General features: G+C 43.9%; 15 protein-coding genes. 13 read left to right on the forward strand and 2 right to left on the reverse strand.

Going from position 1 to position 15181, the window contains the following annotated elements; genetic code table 11:
- Positions 1-301 precede the first annotated feature (301 nt).
- Both aceB and aceA read left to right on the forward strand, forming a co-directional pair.
- Positions 302-1951, forward strand: coding sequence for a malate synthase A (gene aceB, locus ELZ11_RS19715; protein WP_137359098.1), 1650 nt, complete (start codon positions 302-304; stop codon positions 1949-1951).
- Positions 1952-2110: 159 nt separating this feature from the next.
- On the forward strand, positions 2111-3424 hold the full coding sequence (gene aceA / locus ELZ11_RS19720; protein ID WP_137359099.1) for an isocitrate lyase: 1314 nt from the start codon (positions 2111-2113) through the stop codon (positions 3422-3424).
- 187 nt (positions 3425-3611) lie between these two features.
- Here the strand turns inward: aceA and ELZ11_RS19725 are convergent, their stop codons facing one another.
- A complete protein-coding gene (locus ELZ11_RS19725; RefSeq protein ID WP_137359100.1) occupies positions 3612-4055 on the reverse strand; it encodes a CBS domain-containing protein in 444 nt (147 codons plus the stop codon).
- Positions 4056-4314: 259 nt separating this feature from the next.
- Here ELZ11_RS19725 and queA point away from each other — a divergent pair, with 259 nt between their 5' ends.
- The 5 genes from queA (at position 4315) to secF (ending at position 9972) form a co-directional block, all read left to right on the forward strand.
- On the forward strand, positions 4315-5367 hold the full coding sequence (gene queA, locus ELZ11_RS19730) for a tRNA preQ1(34) S-adenosylmethionine ribosyltransferase-isomerase QueA (protein WP_137359101.1): 1053 nt from the start codon (positions 4315-4317) through the stop codon (positions 5365-5367).
- 190 nt (positions 5368-5557) lie between these two features.
- Positions 5558-6688: a tRNA guanosine(34) transglycosylase Tgt gene (gene tgt / locus ELZ11_RS19735; RefSeq protein WP_137359102.1), complete on the forward strand. Its 1131-nt coding sequence runs from the start codon at positions 5558-5560 to the stop codon at positions 6686-6688.
- A 115-nt stretch (positions 6689-6803) separates the two neighbouring features.
- Complete coding sequence (yajC, locus tag ELZ11_RS19740; protein WP_137359103.1) at positions 6804-7133, forward strand: preprotein translocase subunit YajC; 330 nt, start codon at positions 6804-6806, stop codon at positions 7131-7133.
- 20 nt (positions 7134-7153) lie between these two features.
- Positions 7154-9010, forward strand: coding sequence for a protein translocase subunit SecD (secD, locus tag ELZ11_RS19745; RefSeq protein ID WP_137359104.1), 1857 nt, complete (start codon positions 7154-7156; stop codon positions 9008-9010).
- Between the two features lie 14 nt (positions 9011-9024).
- Positions 9025-9972, forward strand: coding sequence for a protein translocase subunit SecF (gene secF, locus ELZ11_RS19750; protein ID WP_137359105.1), 948 nt, complete (start codon positions 9025-9027; stop codon positions 9970-9972).
- A 183-nt stretch (positions 9973-10155) separates the two neighbouring features.
- On the opposite strand, the gene suhB is transcribed toward secF, so the two are convergent.
- Positions 10156-10959, reverse strand: coding sequence for an inositol-1-monophosphatase (suhB, locus tag ELZ11_RS19755; protein WP_137359106.1), 804 nt, complete (start codon positions 10957-10959; stop codon positions 10156-10158).
- Positions 10960-11140: 181 nt separating this feature from the next.
- Here suhB and trmJ point away from each other — a divergent pair, with 181 nt between their 5' ends.
- The 6 genes from trmJ (at position 11141) to hscB (ending at position 15158) form a co-directional block, all read left to right on the forward strand.
- Positions 11141-11869, forward strand: coding sequence for a tRNA (cytosine(32)/uridine(32)-2'-O)-methyltransferase TrmJ (gene trmJ / locus ELZ11_RS19760; protein ID WP_137359107.1), 729 nt, complete (start codon positions 11141-11143; stop codon positions 11867-11869).
- 116 nt (positions 11870-11985) lie between these two features.
- Positions 11986-12507 (forward strand): Fe-S cluster assembly transcriptional regulator IscR, encoded by a 522-nt coding sequence (iscR, locus tag ELZ11_RS19765; RefSeq protein ID WP_137359108.1) that lies wholly within the window; start codon positions 11986-11988, stop codon positions 12505-12507.
- A gap of 28 nt (positions 12508-12535) precedes the next feature.
- Complete coding sequence (locus ELZ11_RS19770; RefSeq protein ID WP_137359109.1) at positions 12536-13750, forward strand: IscS subfamily cysteine desulfurase; 1215 nt, start codon at positions 12536-12538, stop codon at positions 13748-13750.
- A 33-nt stretch (positions 13751-13783) separates the two neighbouring features.
- On the forward strand, positions 13784-14161 hold the full coding sequence (gene iscU, locus ELZ11_RS19775; protein ID WP_004740340.1) for a Fe-S cluster assembly scaffold IscU: 378 nt from the start codon (positions 13784-13786) through the stop codon (positions 14159-14161).
- A gap of 87 nt (positions 14162-14248) precedes the next feature.
- Positions 14249-14572, forward strand: a complete 324-nt coding sequence (gene iscA / locus ELZ11_RS19780) for an iron-sulfur cluster assembly protein IscA (protein WP_137359110.1) — start codon at positions 14249-14251, stop codon at positions 14570-14572.
- 70 nt (positions 14573-14642) lie between these two features.
- Positions 14643-15158 (forward strand): co-chaperone HscB, encoded by a 516-nt coding sequence (hscB, locus tag ELZ11_RS19785; RefSeq protein ID WP_137359111.1) that lies wholly within the window; start codon positions 14643-14645, stop codon positions 15156-15158.
- Positions 15159-15181: the final 23 nt, after the last annotated feature.

The following is a 15181-nucleotide window of genomic DNA, read 5'->3' on the forward strand; positions in this document are numbered from 1 at the left end:
GAATGTAATTTTATTACGTAATTAATTACATTTTAGGGGTGTTTTTCAATAGGTTACAGGTAACCGAATAAAACTTTGAATTTAACTTTTTGTTTACTTTAGAACTTTTACTCTACCTGATGTTGTTGTAAGTTAAATGCATGCCAGTTAAGACTTATGTCTAGTTATCTAGGGGTTGTAAAAGATTTTTAGCTAGGCCAGTTTAATAGGTGTAGACAGACAAATACGGCAAAGAACTCAAAATGGAAGTATGAATTCTTTGTGGTTTAAAACTTACAAATGTCGTAAAAGGAAAGGGATTATGCTTGCTCAGTCAACAAAACCAACAACAAAAAGTTCGAACACTACCGGAGCTACACCGACCGCCGAAGGCATGCTTGAGGTGACTGGTACCCTTTCACCAGAACATCAAGCTATTTTCCCTAAAGAAGCCCAAACCTTTTTATCTCTGTTATGTGAAAAGTTCGCGTCAAAAGTAGATGAACTATTGATAGCAAGAGAAGTAAAGCAAGCTGCGATTGACGCTGGCCAAATGCCAGACTTCTTAGAAGATACGTTAGATATCCGTGAAGGCAGCTGGAAGATACAAGGAATCCCCCAAGATCTACAAGATCGTCGAGTAGAAATTACCGGACCTACCGATCGAAAAATGGTGATTAATGCACTGAATGCAAATGTAAAAGTGTTCATGGCCGATTTCGAAGACTCAATGGCCCCAGCATGGGACAAGGTACTTGATGGCCAAATTAATTTACGTGATGCCAATGAAGGTACGATTAGCTATACCAACCCTACAAATGGTAAGCACTACCAGCTAGCGGAAGACCCTGCGGTATTGATTTGTCGAGTTCGTGGTCTGCATTTACGTGAAAAACACGTCACTTTTAACGGGGCCGTAATCCCTGGTGCGTTATTTGATTTCGCACTCTACTTCTACAACAACTACCGAACGCTTCTTAAGAAAGGAAGTGGGCCGTACTTTTACGTACCAAAGCTTCAATCTCACCACGAAGCGAAATGGTGGAGTGAGGTATTCCATTTCACAGAAGATTATTTCGGGCTAGATACCGGAACGATCAAAGCCACGGTTTTAATTGAGACTTTGCCTGCGGTATTTGAAATGGACGAAATTCTATTTTCACTGAAAGAGCATATTGTCGGCCTTAACTGTGGACGTTGGGATTACATTTTTAGCTATATCAAAACCTTGCGTAAACATTCGGATCGCGTGCTTCCTGATCGCCAAGTGGTGACTATGGATAAGCCTTTCCTTAATGCGTACTCAAGACTGCTAGTCAGAACGTGTCACCGTCGCGGAGCATTTGCAATGGGAGGTATGGCCGCCTTTATCCCTGCAAAAGATGCACAAGCGAATCAACAAGTACTAGATAAAGTTCATAACGATAAAACACTGGAAGCAAATAACGGACACGATGGTACTTGGGTGGCACACCCTGGGTTGGCCGATACAGCAATAGCGGTTTTTGATGAAACATTAGGTGAAAGAACCAATCAGTTGGATGTCAGCAGAGAGAAAGATGAAGTCATCACTGCGCAACAGCTATTGGAACCTTGTGATGGAGCCATTACGGAACAGGGCATGCGCCATAACATTCGAGTTGCACTGCAATATATCGAAGCATGGATTTCTGGTAACGGTTGTGTGCCTATCTACGGCTTAATGGAAGACGCAGCAACGGCAGAGATTTCGAGAGCTTCTATCTGGCAATGGATTCAGCATGGCAAAACACTTGATAACGGCCAAGTCGTGACGAAAGCGCTGTTTGAAGAGTACTTAGCCGAAGAAGTACTCGTTGTGAAGCAAGAAGTAGGGGAAGAGCGATTTAATAGCGGTCGCTTTGATGAAGCTTCTAAATTGATGGCTCGCTTGACCACCAGTGATGAGCTCGTGAATTTCTTAACTATTCCAGGTTATGACTACCTCGATTAATTCGAGTAGGCGTAATCAGATAAATAGCAACATCATAATTTTTAATAACAATTTTACATCCAATAACGTGAACATTCGCTTTCGACATCAGGTTCAGTCGTACTGATCAAGGAAAGAACAATAAAGCGCAAGATGCGCTAATAATGAGAGGGATAGACCATGACATTAACTCGCCGCCAACAAATCGAAGCTCTGGAAAAAGACTGGGCAACTAATCCACGTTGGACAAACGTGAAACGTACTTACACAGCAGAGGAAGTGGTTGAACTACGTGGTTCGGTAGTTCCTGCAAATACTCTAGCACAACGTGGCGCAGACAAGCTTTGGGAGCTAGTCAATGGTTCATCTAAAAAAGGCTATGTGAACTGTTTGGGTGCGTTGACTGGCGGACAAGCCGTTCAGCAAGCTAAAGCTGGCATTGAAGCGATTTACCTATCAGGTTGGCAGGTAGCGGCGGATAACAATACAGCTTCTACTATGTATCCTGACCAATCCCTGTACCCAGTAGATTCTGTACCGTCAGTGGTTAAACGCATTAATAACTCTTTCCGTCGCGCAGACCAAATTCAGTGGGCTGGTGGTAAAACGCCAGAAGACGAAGGCGGCATCGATTACTTCTTACCGATCGTAGCGGATGCTGAAGCTGGCTTTGGTGGTGTTTTGAATGCTTATGAGCTGATGAAAAACATGATTGACTCTGGCGCGGCAGGTGTTCACTTCGAAGACCAACTGGCTTCCGTGAAGAAATGTGGCCACATGGGCGGTAAAGTATTGGTTCCTACTCAAGAAGCCGTACAAAAACTGGTAGCGGCTCGCTTAGCTGCTGACGTAGCAGGTACAACAACTCTAGTAATTGCTCGTACCGATGCAAATGCAGCTGACCTACTGACTTCAGATTGTGACCCGTACGATCGTGACTTCATTCAAGGTGAGCGTACAGCAGAAGGTTTCTATCGCGTGAAAGCGGGTATCGACCAAGCGATTTCTCGTGGCCTAGCTTACGCACCATATGCAGACTTAATCTGGTGTGAAACAGCGACGCCTTGTTTAGAAGAAGCGCGTAAGTTTGCAGAAGCGATTCACGCTGAGTACCCAGATCAACTTCTGGCTTACAACTGCTCACCATCGTTTAACTGGGAGAAAAACCTAGATTCAGAGACGATTGCTAAGTTCCAACAAGAGCTGGCAGACATGGGCTACAAGTATCAATTCATCACGCTAGCGGGTATTCATAACATGTGGTTCAACATGTTTGAACTGGCTCATGCTTATGCGCAAGGTGAAGGTATGCGCCACTACGTAGAAAAAGTACAACGCCCTGAGTTTGAAGCCGCAGAAAAAGGTTACACATTCGTAGCGCACCAACAAGAAGTGGGTACAGGTTACTTCGACCGAATGACGAACACGATTCAAGGTGGTAACTCATCAGTAACAGCGTTAACTGGCTCGACAGAAGAAGATCAATTCTCTTAATGAAAAGTTCTCTTAACCAACAATAACTATAATCAATCCATTTTGAGCGGCCTAAGTGCCGCTCTTTTTTTGGATAGATGATACGAGGCGTAACGATTCGCTTCTATCACTAAAGTTTATTGCCATCACTAAAGCTCGTAGCTGTCGTTAAAGTGACTTTTTCTTGTTTAAAAGAAAGTGAACACCATTAAGCGTCGACTTCTTCGGGTTCCACTTCCTCTTGCAGTTCAAGTAGGTTAATGGCGATAGTCACGAAGTCGCTGTCTGTAATGATCCCAACCAATTCGTTTTTGTCTACAACAGGTAAACAACCCACTTTGTGCTTTTGCATATAGATGGCACTTTCTTTAAGACCTGCTCTGGGTTCTACCGTCATGATGTTTGTGTGCATCACGTCTTTGAGTGGTGTCGAAAGCGTAAACGATTGAGCGCTAGGGATGTTTTGTAAGCTCGACTCTTGAGCGGACAATATGTCACGCTGTGTTACGACGCCAAGTAGCTGACGCTCTGCATCGACAACAGGAATATGGCGAATATCTAATGCGTCCATAGTGCTTTTTGCATCGGATAATGTATGTGAACGTAACAAGGTGTGAGGGTTACGAGTCATCATATCTTCAACTTTGATCATCACGACCTCCTTTATCATTATGAGTTACTTCAACTATAGTTTTTTCCATAATAAATATCTGAGAGCTAACTCATTTTTAGGTCAGCTTTATGCAAACTATTTCCTGCTTAATAAAGGTGGTTTTTATCGATGCATTTTTACGCCTCTTTACAATAATCCGACCTATCAAACCTTGCTATTGCGTGGTGTAAGCCTATACTAGCCCACTGCGAAAAATTTACTCGCGTCATATTCTTTACCAACGAGACAGACCAGAACAATGCAAGTTTCAGATTTTCACTTTGAACTACCTGATGAGCTTATTGCTCGTTACCCTCAAGAGGAACGTACCGCTAGCCGACTACTTCAATTAGATGGCAATACTGGTGCGTTAACGGATGGTTCTTTTAAGAACGTATTAGATTTGGTTCAGCCAGGCGATTTAGTGGTATTCAATAATACCCGAGTGATCCCCGCGCGCTTGTTTGGTCGTAAAGAATCTGGCGGTAAGTTAGAAGTACTTGTTGAAAGGATGCTTGATGAAAAAAGCATTCTTGCACATGTGCGTTGTTCTAAATCACCAAAGCCAGGAACCAAGCTTTTCTTGGGTGAAAATGACGAATACCAAGCGGAAATGGTAGCGCGTCACGATGCGTTATTTGAAATCCGTTTTACTTCCGACGAAAGTGTACTGAACATCTTGAACGATGTGGGCCACATGCCACTACCACCGTACATTGATCGCCCTGACGAAGATGCAGATAAAGAGCGTTATCAAACGGTTTATAATGAAAAACCGGGTGCGGTAGCAGCGCCAACCGCTGGTCTTCACTTCGATGATAATTTGTTAGACCAAATCAAAGCGAAAGGCGTGGAGTTTGCGTACGTTACTTTGCACGTAGGTGCAGGAACGTTCCAACCAGTGAAGGTCGATAATATTAACGATCATCACATGCATGCTGAGTATGTAGAGGTCCCGCAAGAAGTAGTAGATGCGATTGCCGCAACTAAAGCTCGCGGTGGACGCATTATTGCTGTTGGTACTACTTCAGTTCGTTCTCTGGAAAGCGCAGCGCAAGACGCACTGAAAAATGGTACTGAGTTAGTCCCATTCTTTGGTGATACTGAAATCTTTATTTTCCCAGGTTACGAATATCAGTTAGTTGATTGCTTAATCACTAATTTCCACTTGCCTGAATCTACCTTAATTATGTTAGTGAGCGCTTTTGCAGGTTACGAAAACGTAATGGGTGCATATGAACATGCAGTGAAGAATGAATATCGCTTCTTTAGCTACGGCGATGCGATGTTCATCAATAAGAAAACAAGCTAGCTTCACGGCTCGTCGTTAGATAAAGCTAAACATACCGAATTTACGAGTGCTAGCAGTAGGCTAGGAGTCGAGATAGATAAGCTATCTTACCTCTCGCAAGGAATAAGCGACCGCTCCTCAGAGAGCCTTAAGTGGTTGTTAAGGCTCTGAATTAACAGTCAGATTGTTTCTCTGGCATATTGGAGGCTTCGTGAAATTAAAATACGAACTTAAAAAAACAAACAGCGGCGCACGTCGTGGTCAACTTCAGTTTGAACGCGGTACGGTTGAAACCCCTGCATTCATGCCTGTAGGTACTTACGGAACTGTTAAAGGTATGACGCCTGAAGAAGTAAAAGACACAGGCGCTGAGATTCTACTGGGTAACACATTCCATCTATGGCTACGTCCTGGTCAAGAAATCATGAAAATGCACGGTGACTTGCACGATTTCATGAACTGGCAAGGTCCTATCCTGACTGATTCAGGCGGCTTCCAAGTATTCAGCTTAGGTGCGATGCGTAAAATCACTGAAGAGGGTGTACATTTCCGTAACCCAGTAAACGGTGACAAGATCTTCATGGACGCAGAAAAGTCTATGGAAATCCAAAAAGACCTAGGTTCTGACATCGTTATGATTTTCGACGAGTGTACGCCTTACCCTGCGACACACAAAGAAGCGAAAGACTCGATGGAGATGTCTCTACGTTGGGCTGAGCGTTCACGTAACCACTTCGACAAACTTGAAAACCCGAATTCACTATTCGGTATCGTTCAAGGTGGTGTGTACGAAGACCTACGTGATGTATCTGTTAAAGGCCTAACTGAAATTGGCTTCGATGGATACGCGGTTGGTGGCCTAGCAGTAGGTGAGCCAAAAGAAGATATGCACCGTATCCTTGAGCACACATGTCCTCAACTGCCAGAAGATAAGCCTCGTTACCTAATGGGTGTGGGCAAACCTGAAGACTTAGTTGAAGGTGTTCGTCGCGGTATCGACATGTTTGACTGTGTAATGCCAACGCGAAATGCGCGTAATGGCCACCTGTTTGTAACTGAAGGTGTGATCAAGATCCGTAATGCGAAGCATAAAACGGATACAACGCCTCTAGATTCAGAGTGTGACTGTTACACTTGTAAGAATTACAGCAAATCTTACCTACATCATTTGGATCGCTGTAATGAAATCCTAGGTGCAAGACTGAACACCATTCACAACCTGCGTTTCTACCAACGAGTAATGTCAGACATCCGTCAATCTATTGATGAAGATCGTTTTGAAGAGTTCGTTGAGGAGTTCTACGCACGAATGGGACGTGAAGTGCCACCACTAGGTAAATAGTTTCTTAGTATCTTTTTGCGAGCCCTATCTCTGTTCAAGGAGTTAGGGCTTGAAAACGAAAGGGTACAGCCCAATTAGTTGGATTATCAATAAAATATAAATAGAGGATGTTTTAATGTTTATTTCTCAAGCTCACGCAGCAGCAGAAGGTGCACCAGCAGGCGGCGGTTTCGAAATGCTAATCATGCTAGGTATGTTCGCTGTGATCTTCTACTTCATGATTTACCGCCCACAAGCTAAGCGCGTAAAAGAGCATAAGAACCTTATGTCTTCTATGGGTAAAGGTGATGAAGTACTAACAAGCGGTGGTCTAGTGGGTAAAATCACTAAAATCGCTGAAGATAACGACTACGTTTCAATTGAGCTTAACGCTAACAATGAAGTTGTAATCAAAAAAGACTTCGTAACAGCTGTGCTACCAAAAGGCACTCTGAAATCTCTATAAACAGCTAGAGGATCCTCGCTGTGCTAAACCGTTATCCGTTATGGAAGTATTTGATGGTGGTGTTTACCATTGCCATCGCAGCGCTTTACGCTCTTCCAAATATATACGGTGAAGATCCGGCAGTTCAAGTTACAGGGGCGCGTGGCGCCTCTGTAGATATGTCGACGCTGGATGCTGTCACCAAAGCTCTTGATGCTGAGAGCCTTTCCCATAAATCCGTTGCTCTCGAAAACGGTTCTATTCTTGTTCGTTTCAGCGACACTGACACTCAAATCAGCGCTCGCGATGTCATCACTGACGCACTAGGCAACGATGTAATTGTTGCACTAAACCTTGCTGCTTCTACTCCTGATTGGCTTGAATCTATTGGTGCTGCACCAATGAAACTTGGCCTAGATCTACGTGGTGGTGTTCACTTCTTAATGGAAGTGGATATGGATGCTGCGATGGAGAAGCTGGTTGGTCAGCAAGAAGAAGCGTTCCGTAGTGAACTACGTGAAGAAAAAATTCGCTACCGCGCGATTCGCCCATCAGGTAAAGATGCAGTCGAAGTATTGCTACGTAATGAAGAGCAGTTAGCAGAAGCGAAAACATTGCTTCAGTCTAAGCACCAAGATATGACGTTTGTAGATTCTGAATCTAACGGTCGTTTTTCTTTGATTGCTACTTTTACTGATACTCGCTTACAAGAAATTCGTAACTACGCGGTTGAGCAAAACATCACGATTCTACGTAACCGTGTGAATGAGCTTGGTGTAGCGGAACCACTAGTGCAACGCCAAGGTGCAAGCCGTATCGTGGTTGAGCTTCCAGGTGTTCAAGACACTGCACGTGCGAAAGAAATTCTTGGTGCAACGGCAACGCTAGAATTCCGTGAAGTTGACGATAAAGCTGATTTAGCAGCAGCGGCAAGTGGTCGTGCTCCTGCTGGCAGTGAAATCAAACAAGATCGCGATGGCCGTCCAGTTGTGCTTAAAAAGCGTGTAATCCTTGGTGGTTCAAGCATTACAGATGCAAGCTCAAGTGTTGATGAATATGGTCGTCCTCAAGTTAACATCTCGCTAGACAGCGAAGGTGGTAGCAAGATGTCTGCATTCTCTCGTCAAAATATCGGTAAGCTTATGGCTACGGTATTCGCCGAGTACAAAGACAGCGGTCGTAAAACGCCAGATGGTCGCGTTATCTTAACTAAGCATGAAGAAGTGATTAACCAAGCGACGATTCAGTCTGCACTTGGTCGTAATTTCCGAATCACAGGTATCGACTCAGCAGCTGAAGCACATAACCTTGCACTTCTTTTACGTGCTGGTGCATTGATTGCGCCTATCTCTATTGTTGAAGAACGTACGATTGGTCCATCTATGGGTCAGCAGAACATTGACATGGGTATCATGGCGATGATCTGGGGTATGGCGGCAGTAATGCTATTTACTCTGATGTACTACCGTAAGTTTGGCTTGATTGCTAACGTTGCACTAATGGCAAACCTTGTTTTGATTATCGGTGTGATGTCGATGATCCCAGGGGCGACTATGACGCTGCCAGGTATTGCCGGTATTGTATTAACCGTGGGTATGGCGGTGGATGCGAACGTCCTGATTTTTGAACGTATACGTGAAGAAATTCGTGAAGGACGTAATCCTCAGCAAGCTATCCATCAGGGTTATGCGAACGCGTTTAGTACTATTGCCGATGCAAACATCACCACGCTCTTAACCGCTATCATCCTATTTGCTGTAGGTACTGGTGCGATTAAAGGTTTCGCGGTGACATTATCTATCGGTATCATCACTTCTATGTTTACTGCGATTGTAGGTACACGCTGTATCGTGAACCTAATGTATGGCGGCAAGCGTATTAAGAAATTGTCGATCTAAGGCTGGATTTAATTATGTTTCAAATAATGAAAGCGGACAAATTGATCGACTTTATGCGTTGGTCAAAAGTCGCATTCGTCTTATCTATCCTCATGATTGGTACGGCAATCTTTACTCTTTCAACTAAATCGTTGAACTGGGGGCTAGATTTTACAGGCGGTACTTTGATTGAAGTCGGTTTTGAACAACCTGCTAACCTAGAAAATATCCGAAGCGCTCTAGAAGCAAAAGGGTTTGGTGATGCAACCGTTCAAAACTTTGGTTCAGCTCGTGATGTAATGGTTCGTCTTCGTCCTCGCGACGGTGTGGCGGGCGAAACGTTAGGCAATCAAATCTTATCTGCAATTGAGCAAGGTACGGGCGAGCAAGTAGAAATGCGTCGTATCGAATTCGTGGGTCCAAACGTTGGTGATGAACTGACAGAAGCTGGTGGCCTTGCGATTTTGGTATCACTGATCTGTATCTTGATTTACGTATCGGTACGTTTTGAATGGCGCTTAGCGGCGGGGGCGGTATTAGCACTTGCGCACGATGTGATTATCACATTAGGCGTGTTCTCGTTGATGCAAATTGAAGTGGACTTAACTATCGTTGCTGCATTGCTTACGGTAGTCGGCTACTCACTCAACGATACCATAGTGGTATTTGACCGGATCCGTGAAAACTTCCGCAAGATGCGTAAAGGTGAAGCGCCTGAAGTAATGAACAGTTCAATTACTCAAACATTGAGCCGTACTTTGATCACTTCTGGTACTACATTATTCGTTGTGATTGCTTTGTTTACCCAAGGCGGCGCAATGATTCATGGTTTCGCGACAGCACTTCTACTTGGTATTACCGTTGGTACTTACTCTTCTATCTACGTGGCTTCAGCCCTAGCGATGAAGTTGGGTATTACACGTGAGCACCTAATGCCACCTCAAATAGAGAAAGAAGGCGAAGAATTTGACGAGATGCCATAAGAGTTAAGTTGGCTTTCAAAGATTCGAATACAACCGCTGGGAAACTGGCGGTTTTTTTGTGCTTGGGATTTACGGTAGTACTTTTTAGAAGGGCTGATTGGGTTTACAGGAGTTTTATCTTAGGCATAAAAAAGCCCCGCTCATAGAGCGGGGCTTTCAGTAATCAGCGTGACGGGCTAAGGATTACTTTAGCATGCCTTCGTTGCTGTTCTCGCGAACATGCTTAAGGATTGCTTTAACGCCACGTGCACTTGAAGCTACGATGTTACCAGACTTCATGTATTCAGTACCGCCAGCAAAATCCGTTAGGATTGCACCAGCTTCACGAGCGATTAGGTCGCCAGCTGCCATATCCCAAGGCTTAAGGCCAAGTTCTAGGTAACCATCAACACGACCAGCTGCTAGGTAACATAAGTCTAGAGCAGGAGAACCTGTACGGCGGAAATCAGAACAATCGATGAATAGACCAGAGATGATCTTCATGAAAGATTCAGAGTGCTGCTTTTGGTTGAATGGGAAACCAGTAGCGATAACGCTGCCTTGGATATCTTTAAGTTGGTTAACACGCATACGAGCGTTGTTAAGTTGAGCGCCAGCACCACGTTGAGCTGTGAATAGCTCGTTTAGCATTGGGTCGTATACACAAGCAACTTCTGTACGACCGTTCATGCGAACAGCAATAGATACAGAGAAGTGTGGGAAGCCTTTTACGAAGTTGTTCGTGCCATCCAGTGGGTCAACAATCCATTGAACATCAGAGTCTTTACCTTCAGTAAGACCGCTTTCTTCTGCAACAATGCTGTGCTCTGGGTAAGAACTCTTGATTGTTTCGATAATCATGTACTCAGCTTCTTGAGCAATGTTAGTAACAACGTCATTGTTACCTTTTTGAGTCGTTTCGATTTTATCAACAGTTTCTAGCGATTTAGCAATATGGTTGCCTGCTTTACGCGCAGCGCGTATAGCAATGTTTAGCATTGGATGCATATGGTATTTCCCACAGGATGTTAAAGAACGATTTTAAGCGGCGGCGAGTATATCAAAGTTTCGAAGAAATGGAAGTGGTTATTTTTTGCACTGTTAAATTCACATTCCTACAAGGGTCTGACCATTTTACTGAGTGATGTGGTAATATCTCGCGGTTAATTTATAAGTGGTGTCATTAAGCATGTTAGATAATGTGAAAGTCGTTCTGGTTGGAACGTCTCATTCTGGAAATATAGGGTCTGCAGCCCGTGCAATGAAAGTAATGGGACTAAGCCAACTGGTATTAGTTGATCCTCAATGTGAGGTTGATGAACAAACTATGGCTTTGGCAGCAGGTGCAGGTGATATCGCAGAAAATGCAGTAATCGTTAAAACACTCGATGACGGCATTGCAGATTGTGGCCTAGTTGTTGGTTCAAGTGCTCGTTCAAGAACGTTAGAGTGGCCAATGCTAGAACCTCGCGAATGCGGCGAGAAATTTGCTATTGAAGGTGAAAAGCACCCAGTAGCCTTGGTCTTTGGGCGTGAACGAACTGGGTTGACCAATGAAGAGCTGCAAAAGTGCCATTATCATGTATGTATTCCTGCGAACCCTGAATACAGCTCTCTGAATTTAGCGATGGCTGTTCAAACGTTGAGTTATGAAGTGAGGGTTGCACACTTAAATAAGGTTGCAAGTCAGTACTCACCTCAAGAACAGGACGAGTATCCTCGTCATAAAGAACTAGAAATGTTCTACACGCACCTTGAAAAAGTGATCATCGATACCCAGTTTATCTCTCAGGATAAGCCTGGTCAGGTAATGAATAAACTGCGCCGTTTGTTTAGCCGAGCACGTCCTGAGCTTCAAGAAATCAACACATTACGCGGTATCTTAACCTCGATAGAAAAAGCAAATAACCAAAAATAGAAACCTTATTCTAAAAAGGGATAAATACCTGACTGTTTTAGTCAAATAAATACTTGACCAAAATGGTCAGGTATGAAAAGATTCCAACCACATAAACAATGTGGATACGGTGTGGTATGAAACTTACATCTAAAGGAAGATATGCGGTGACAGCCATGCTAGATGTGGCACTGCATTCGCAAAAGACCCCAGTACCTTTGGCAGATATTTCAGAGCGCCAAGGTATTTCGTTATCATATTTAGAGCAGTTGTTTTCTAAGCTACGCAAAGCGGGTTTAGTGGCAAGTGTTCGTGGCCCTGGCGGTGGTTACCGCTTAGGCGCAGACGCTGGTGACATTGCAGTCGGCACAGTAATATCAGCTGTTGATGAATCCGTAGACGCAACTAAGTGTCACGGTAAAGGTAACTGCCAAGGCGGTAGTCGTTGCTTAACTCATGCATTATGGCATGACCTAAGTGATCGCATCAGCGGCTTTTTAAATAACATTACGCTCGGTGAGCTAATGAAAGATAACCAGGTTTTAGAAATTTCAGACCGTCAGGACATTGACCTGGCGGTTAATCATGGTTTTGCACAGAAAAATACGAGCACTACAACGATTAGTGCAGCACCTCACGGTGTTAATGCCCGCTCTTAAGCGGTCAGTTTTTACATTGGAGTAGAAAATGAAACTGCCTATTTACTTTGACTATTCAGCTACTTGCCCAGTTGATCCTCGTGTTGCTGAAAAAATGGTTCAGTGCATGACGATGGATGGCAACTTCGGTAACCCAGCATCTCGTTCACACCGTTACGGCTGGCAGGCAGAAGAGTCAGTAGATAATGCACGTGAGCAAATCGCTGATTTACTAAATGCTGATCCACGTGAAATTGTATTTACATCTGGTGCGACAGAATCAGATAACCTAGCGATTAAAGGCGCTGCACACTTCTACGGTAAAAAAGGTAAGCACATCATTACCTGCAAAACCGAGCATAAAGCGGTTCTTGACCCTTGCCGTCAGCTAGAGCGTGAAGGCTACGAAGTGACTTACTTAGAGCCTGAATCAAACGGTATTATCGATCTAAACAAGCTGCAAGACGCTATGCGCGAAGACACAGTACTTGTTTCTATCATGCACGTGAACAACGAAATTGGTGTGATTCAAGACATTACTTCAATTGGTGAAATGTGTCGTGCACGTAAGATCGTATTCCATGTTGATGCGGCTCAGTCTGCGGGTAAAATCCCACTAGACGTGAAAGAAATGAAAGTAGACTTGATCTCACTTTCTGCTCACAAAGTATATGGCCCTAAAGGTATCGGCGCGTTATACGTAAGCCGTAAGCCTCGTATTCGCCTAGAAGCACAAATGCACGGTGGTGGCCATGAACGTGGTTTCCGCTCTGGTACACTTGCGACTCACCAAATCGTGGGTATGGGCGAAGCGTTTGCAATCGCTAAGCAAGATATGCAAAAAGATTTTGAACACGCTAAAGCACTACGTGAGCGACTGCTTAACGGTGTTATCGATTTAGAAGCTGTGACAGTAAACGGCGACTTAGATCAGCGTGTACCGCATAACTTAAACGTGAGCTTTGCGTTTGTTGAAGGTGAATCTCTGCTGATGTCTCTGAAAGACTTAGCGGTATCTTCTGGCTCTGCATGTACTTCAGCGAGCTTAGAACCTTCATACGTGCTACGTGCTCTTGGTCTAAACGACGAACTAGCACACAGCTCAGTACGATTCTCATTCGGCCGTTTCACAACGGAAGAAGAAGTGGACTACGCAATCAAACAGATTCGTGTAGCAGTAAACAAATTACGCGACATGTCTCCTCTATGGGATATGTATAAAGAAGGGATTGATCTGGACACCGTTGAGTGGGCTCATCATTAATCTCAAGGATATAGAGGATTCGAGGTAACTATCATGGCTTATAGCGAAAAAGTAATTGATCATTACGAAAACCCACGTAACGTAGGTTCGTTTGATAAAGAAGACCCAAGTGTAGGTAGCGGCATGGTTGGCGCTCCAGCTTGTGGTGATGTAATGAAACTGCAAATCAAGGTAACACCAGAAGGTATTATCGAAGATGCAAAATTCAAGACATACGGTTGCGGTAGTGCAATCGCGTCTAGCTCACTGGTTACTGAGTGGGTGAAAGGTAAGAGCATCGATGAAGCGGCAGCAATCAAAAACTCTGAAATTGCAGAAGAGCTAGAACTACCACCAGTGAAAGTTCACTGTTCTATCCTAGCGGAAGATGCAATCAAAGCAGCAGTTGCTGATTACAAGAAGAAGCGCTAATCGCTTGTTCAAGTGATTAGAAATATTAGGGAGCATTGCAGTGCTCCCTCCTGAGTTCTACTAAATATATAAAAACAAGGTTGTAGTATGGCCATCACCATGACAGATACGGCAGCAAGCCGAGTTCAATCATTCTTAGATAACCGTGGTAAAGGTATCGGGTTACGCTTAGCAGTGAAAACAACTGGCTGTTCAGGTATGGCATATGTACTTGAGTTCGTTGATGAATTAAACGAAGAAGACCAAGTTTTTGAGCACTCGGGTGTTAAGGTCATCATTGATCCAAAGAGCCTAGTTTACTTAGACGGTACTGAGCTTGATTATGTGAAAGAAGGCCTAAATGAAGGTTTTGAATTCAACAACCCTAACGCAAAAGGTGAGTGTGGTTGTGGTGAAAGCTTCAACGTGTAACTTAGATAATTAAGTTAGTCGATTGCACTTAGGCTCTGTAGAGAGCCTAAAATTTAGGATTGGTTTTCACATGAATCACTTTGAATTATTTGGGCTACCACTTCAGTTTCAGCTGGATGGTAGCCTTCTTTCTTCTCAATTTAGAGATCTACAGCGTCAATTCCACCCAGATAATTTTGCTACGGCTTCTGAGCGCGATCGTTTATTAGCAGTGCAAAAGGCCGCGCAGATTAACGATGCTTATCAGGTATTAAAGAACCCGATTCAACGCGCAGAGTACATTTTGCTGCAGCATGACGTAGATATTCGTAGCGAACAGCAAACCATGCAAGATCCTATGTTCCTAATGGAGCAAATGGAACTGCGTGAAGAACTTGAAGATATAGCCTCTAACTCAGAACCTGAAGATGCCTTATTTGCATTTGAAGGTAAGGTTAGCAAAATGTACAAACAACAATTAACGGCTGTTGAACAAGAACTTGCAGAACAAGCGTGGTTAGACGCGGCAGACCGAGTAAGAAAGCTCAAGTTTATTGCTAAATTAAAGAATGAAATCGAATTAGTTGAAGACAGATTACTCGGCTAATTTGAGATAACAAGGACCCATCC

It is taken from the genome of Vibrio profundi (assembly GCF_005281835.1).
GTDB lineage: Bacteria > Pseudomonadota > Gammaproteobacteria > Enterobacterales > Vibrionaceae > Vibrio > Vibrio profundi.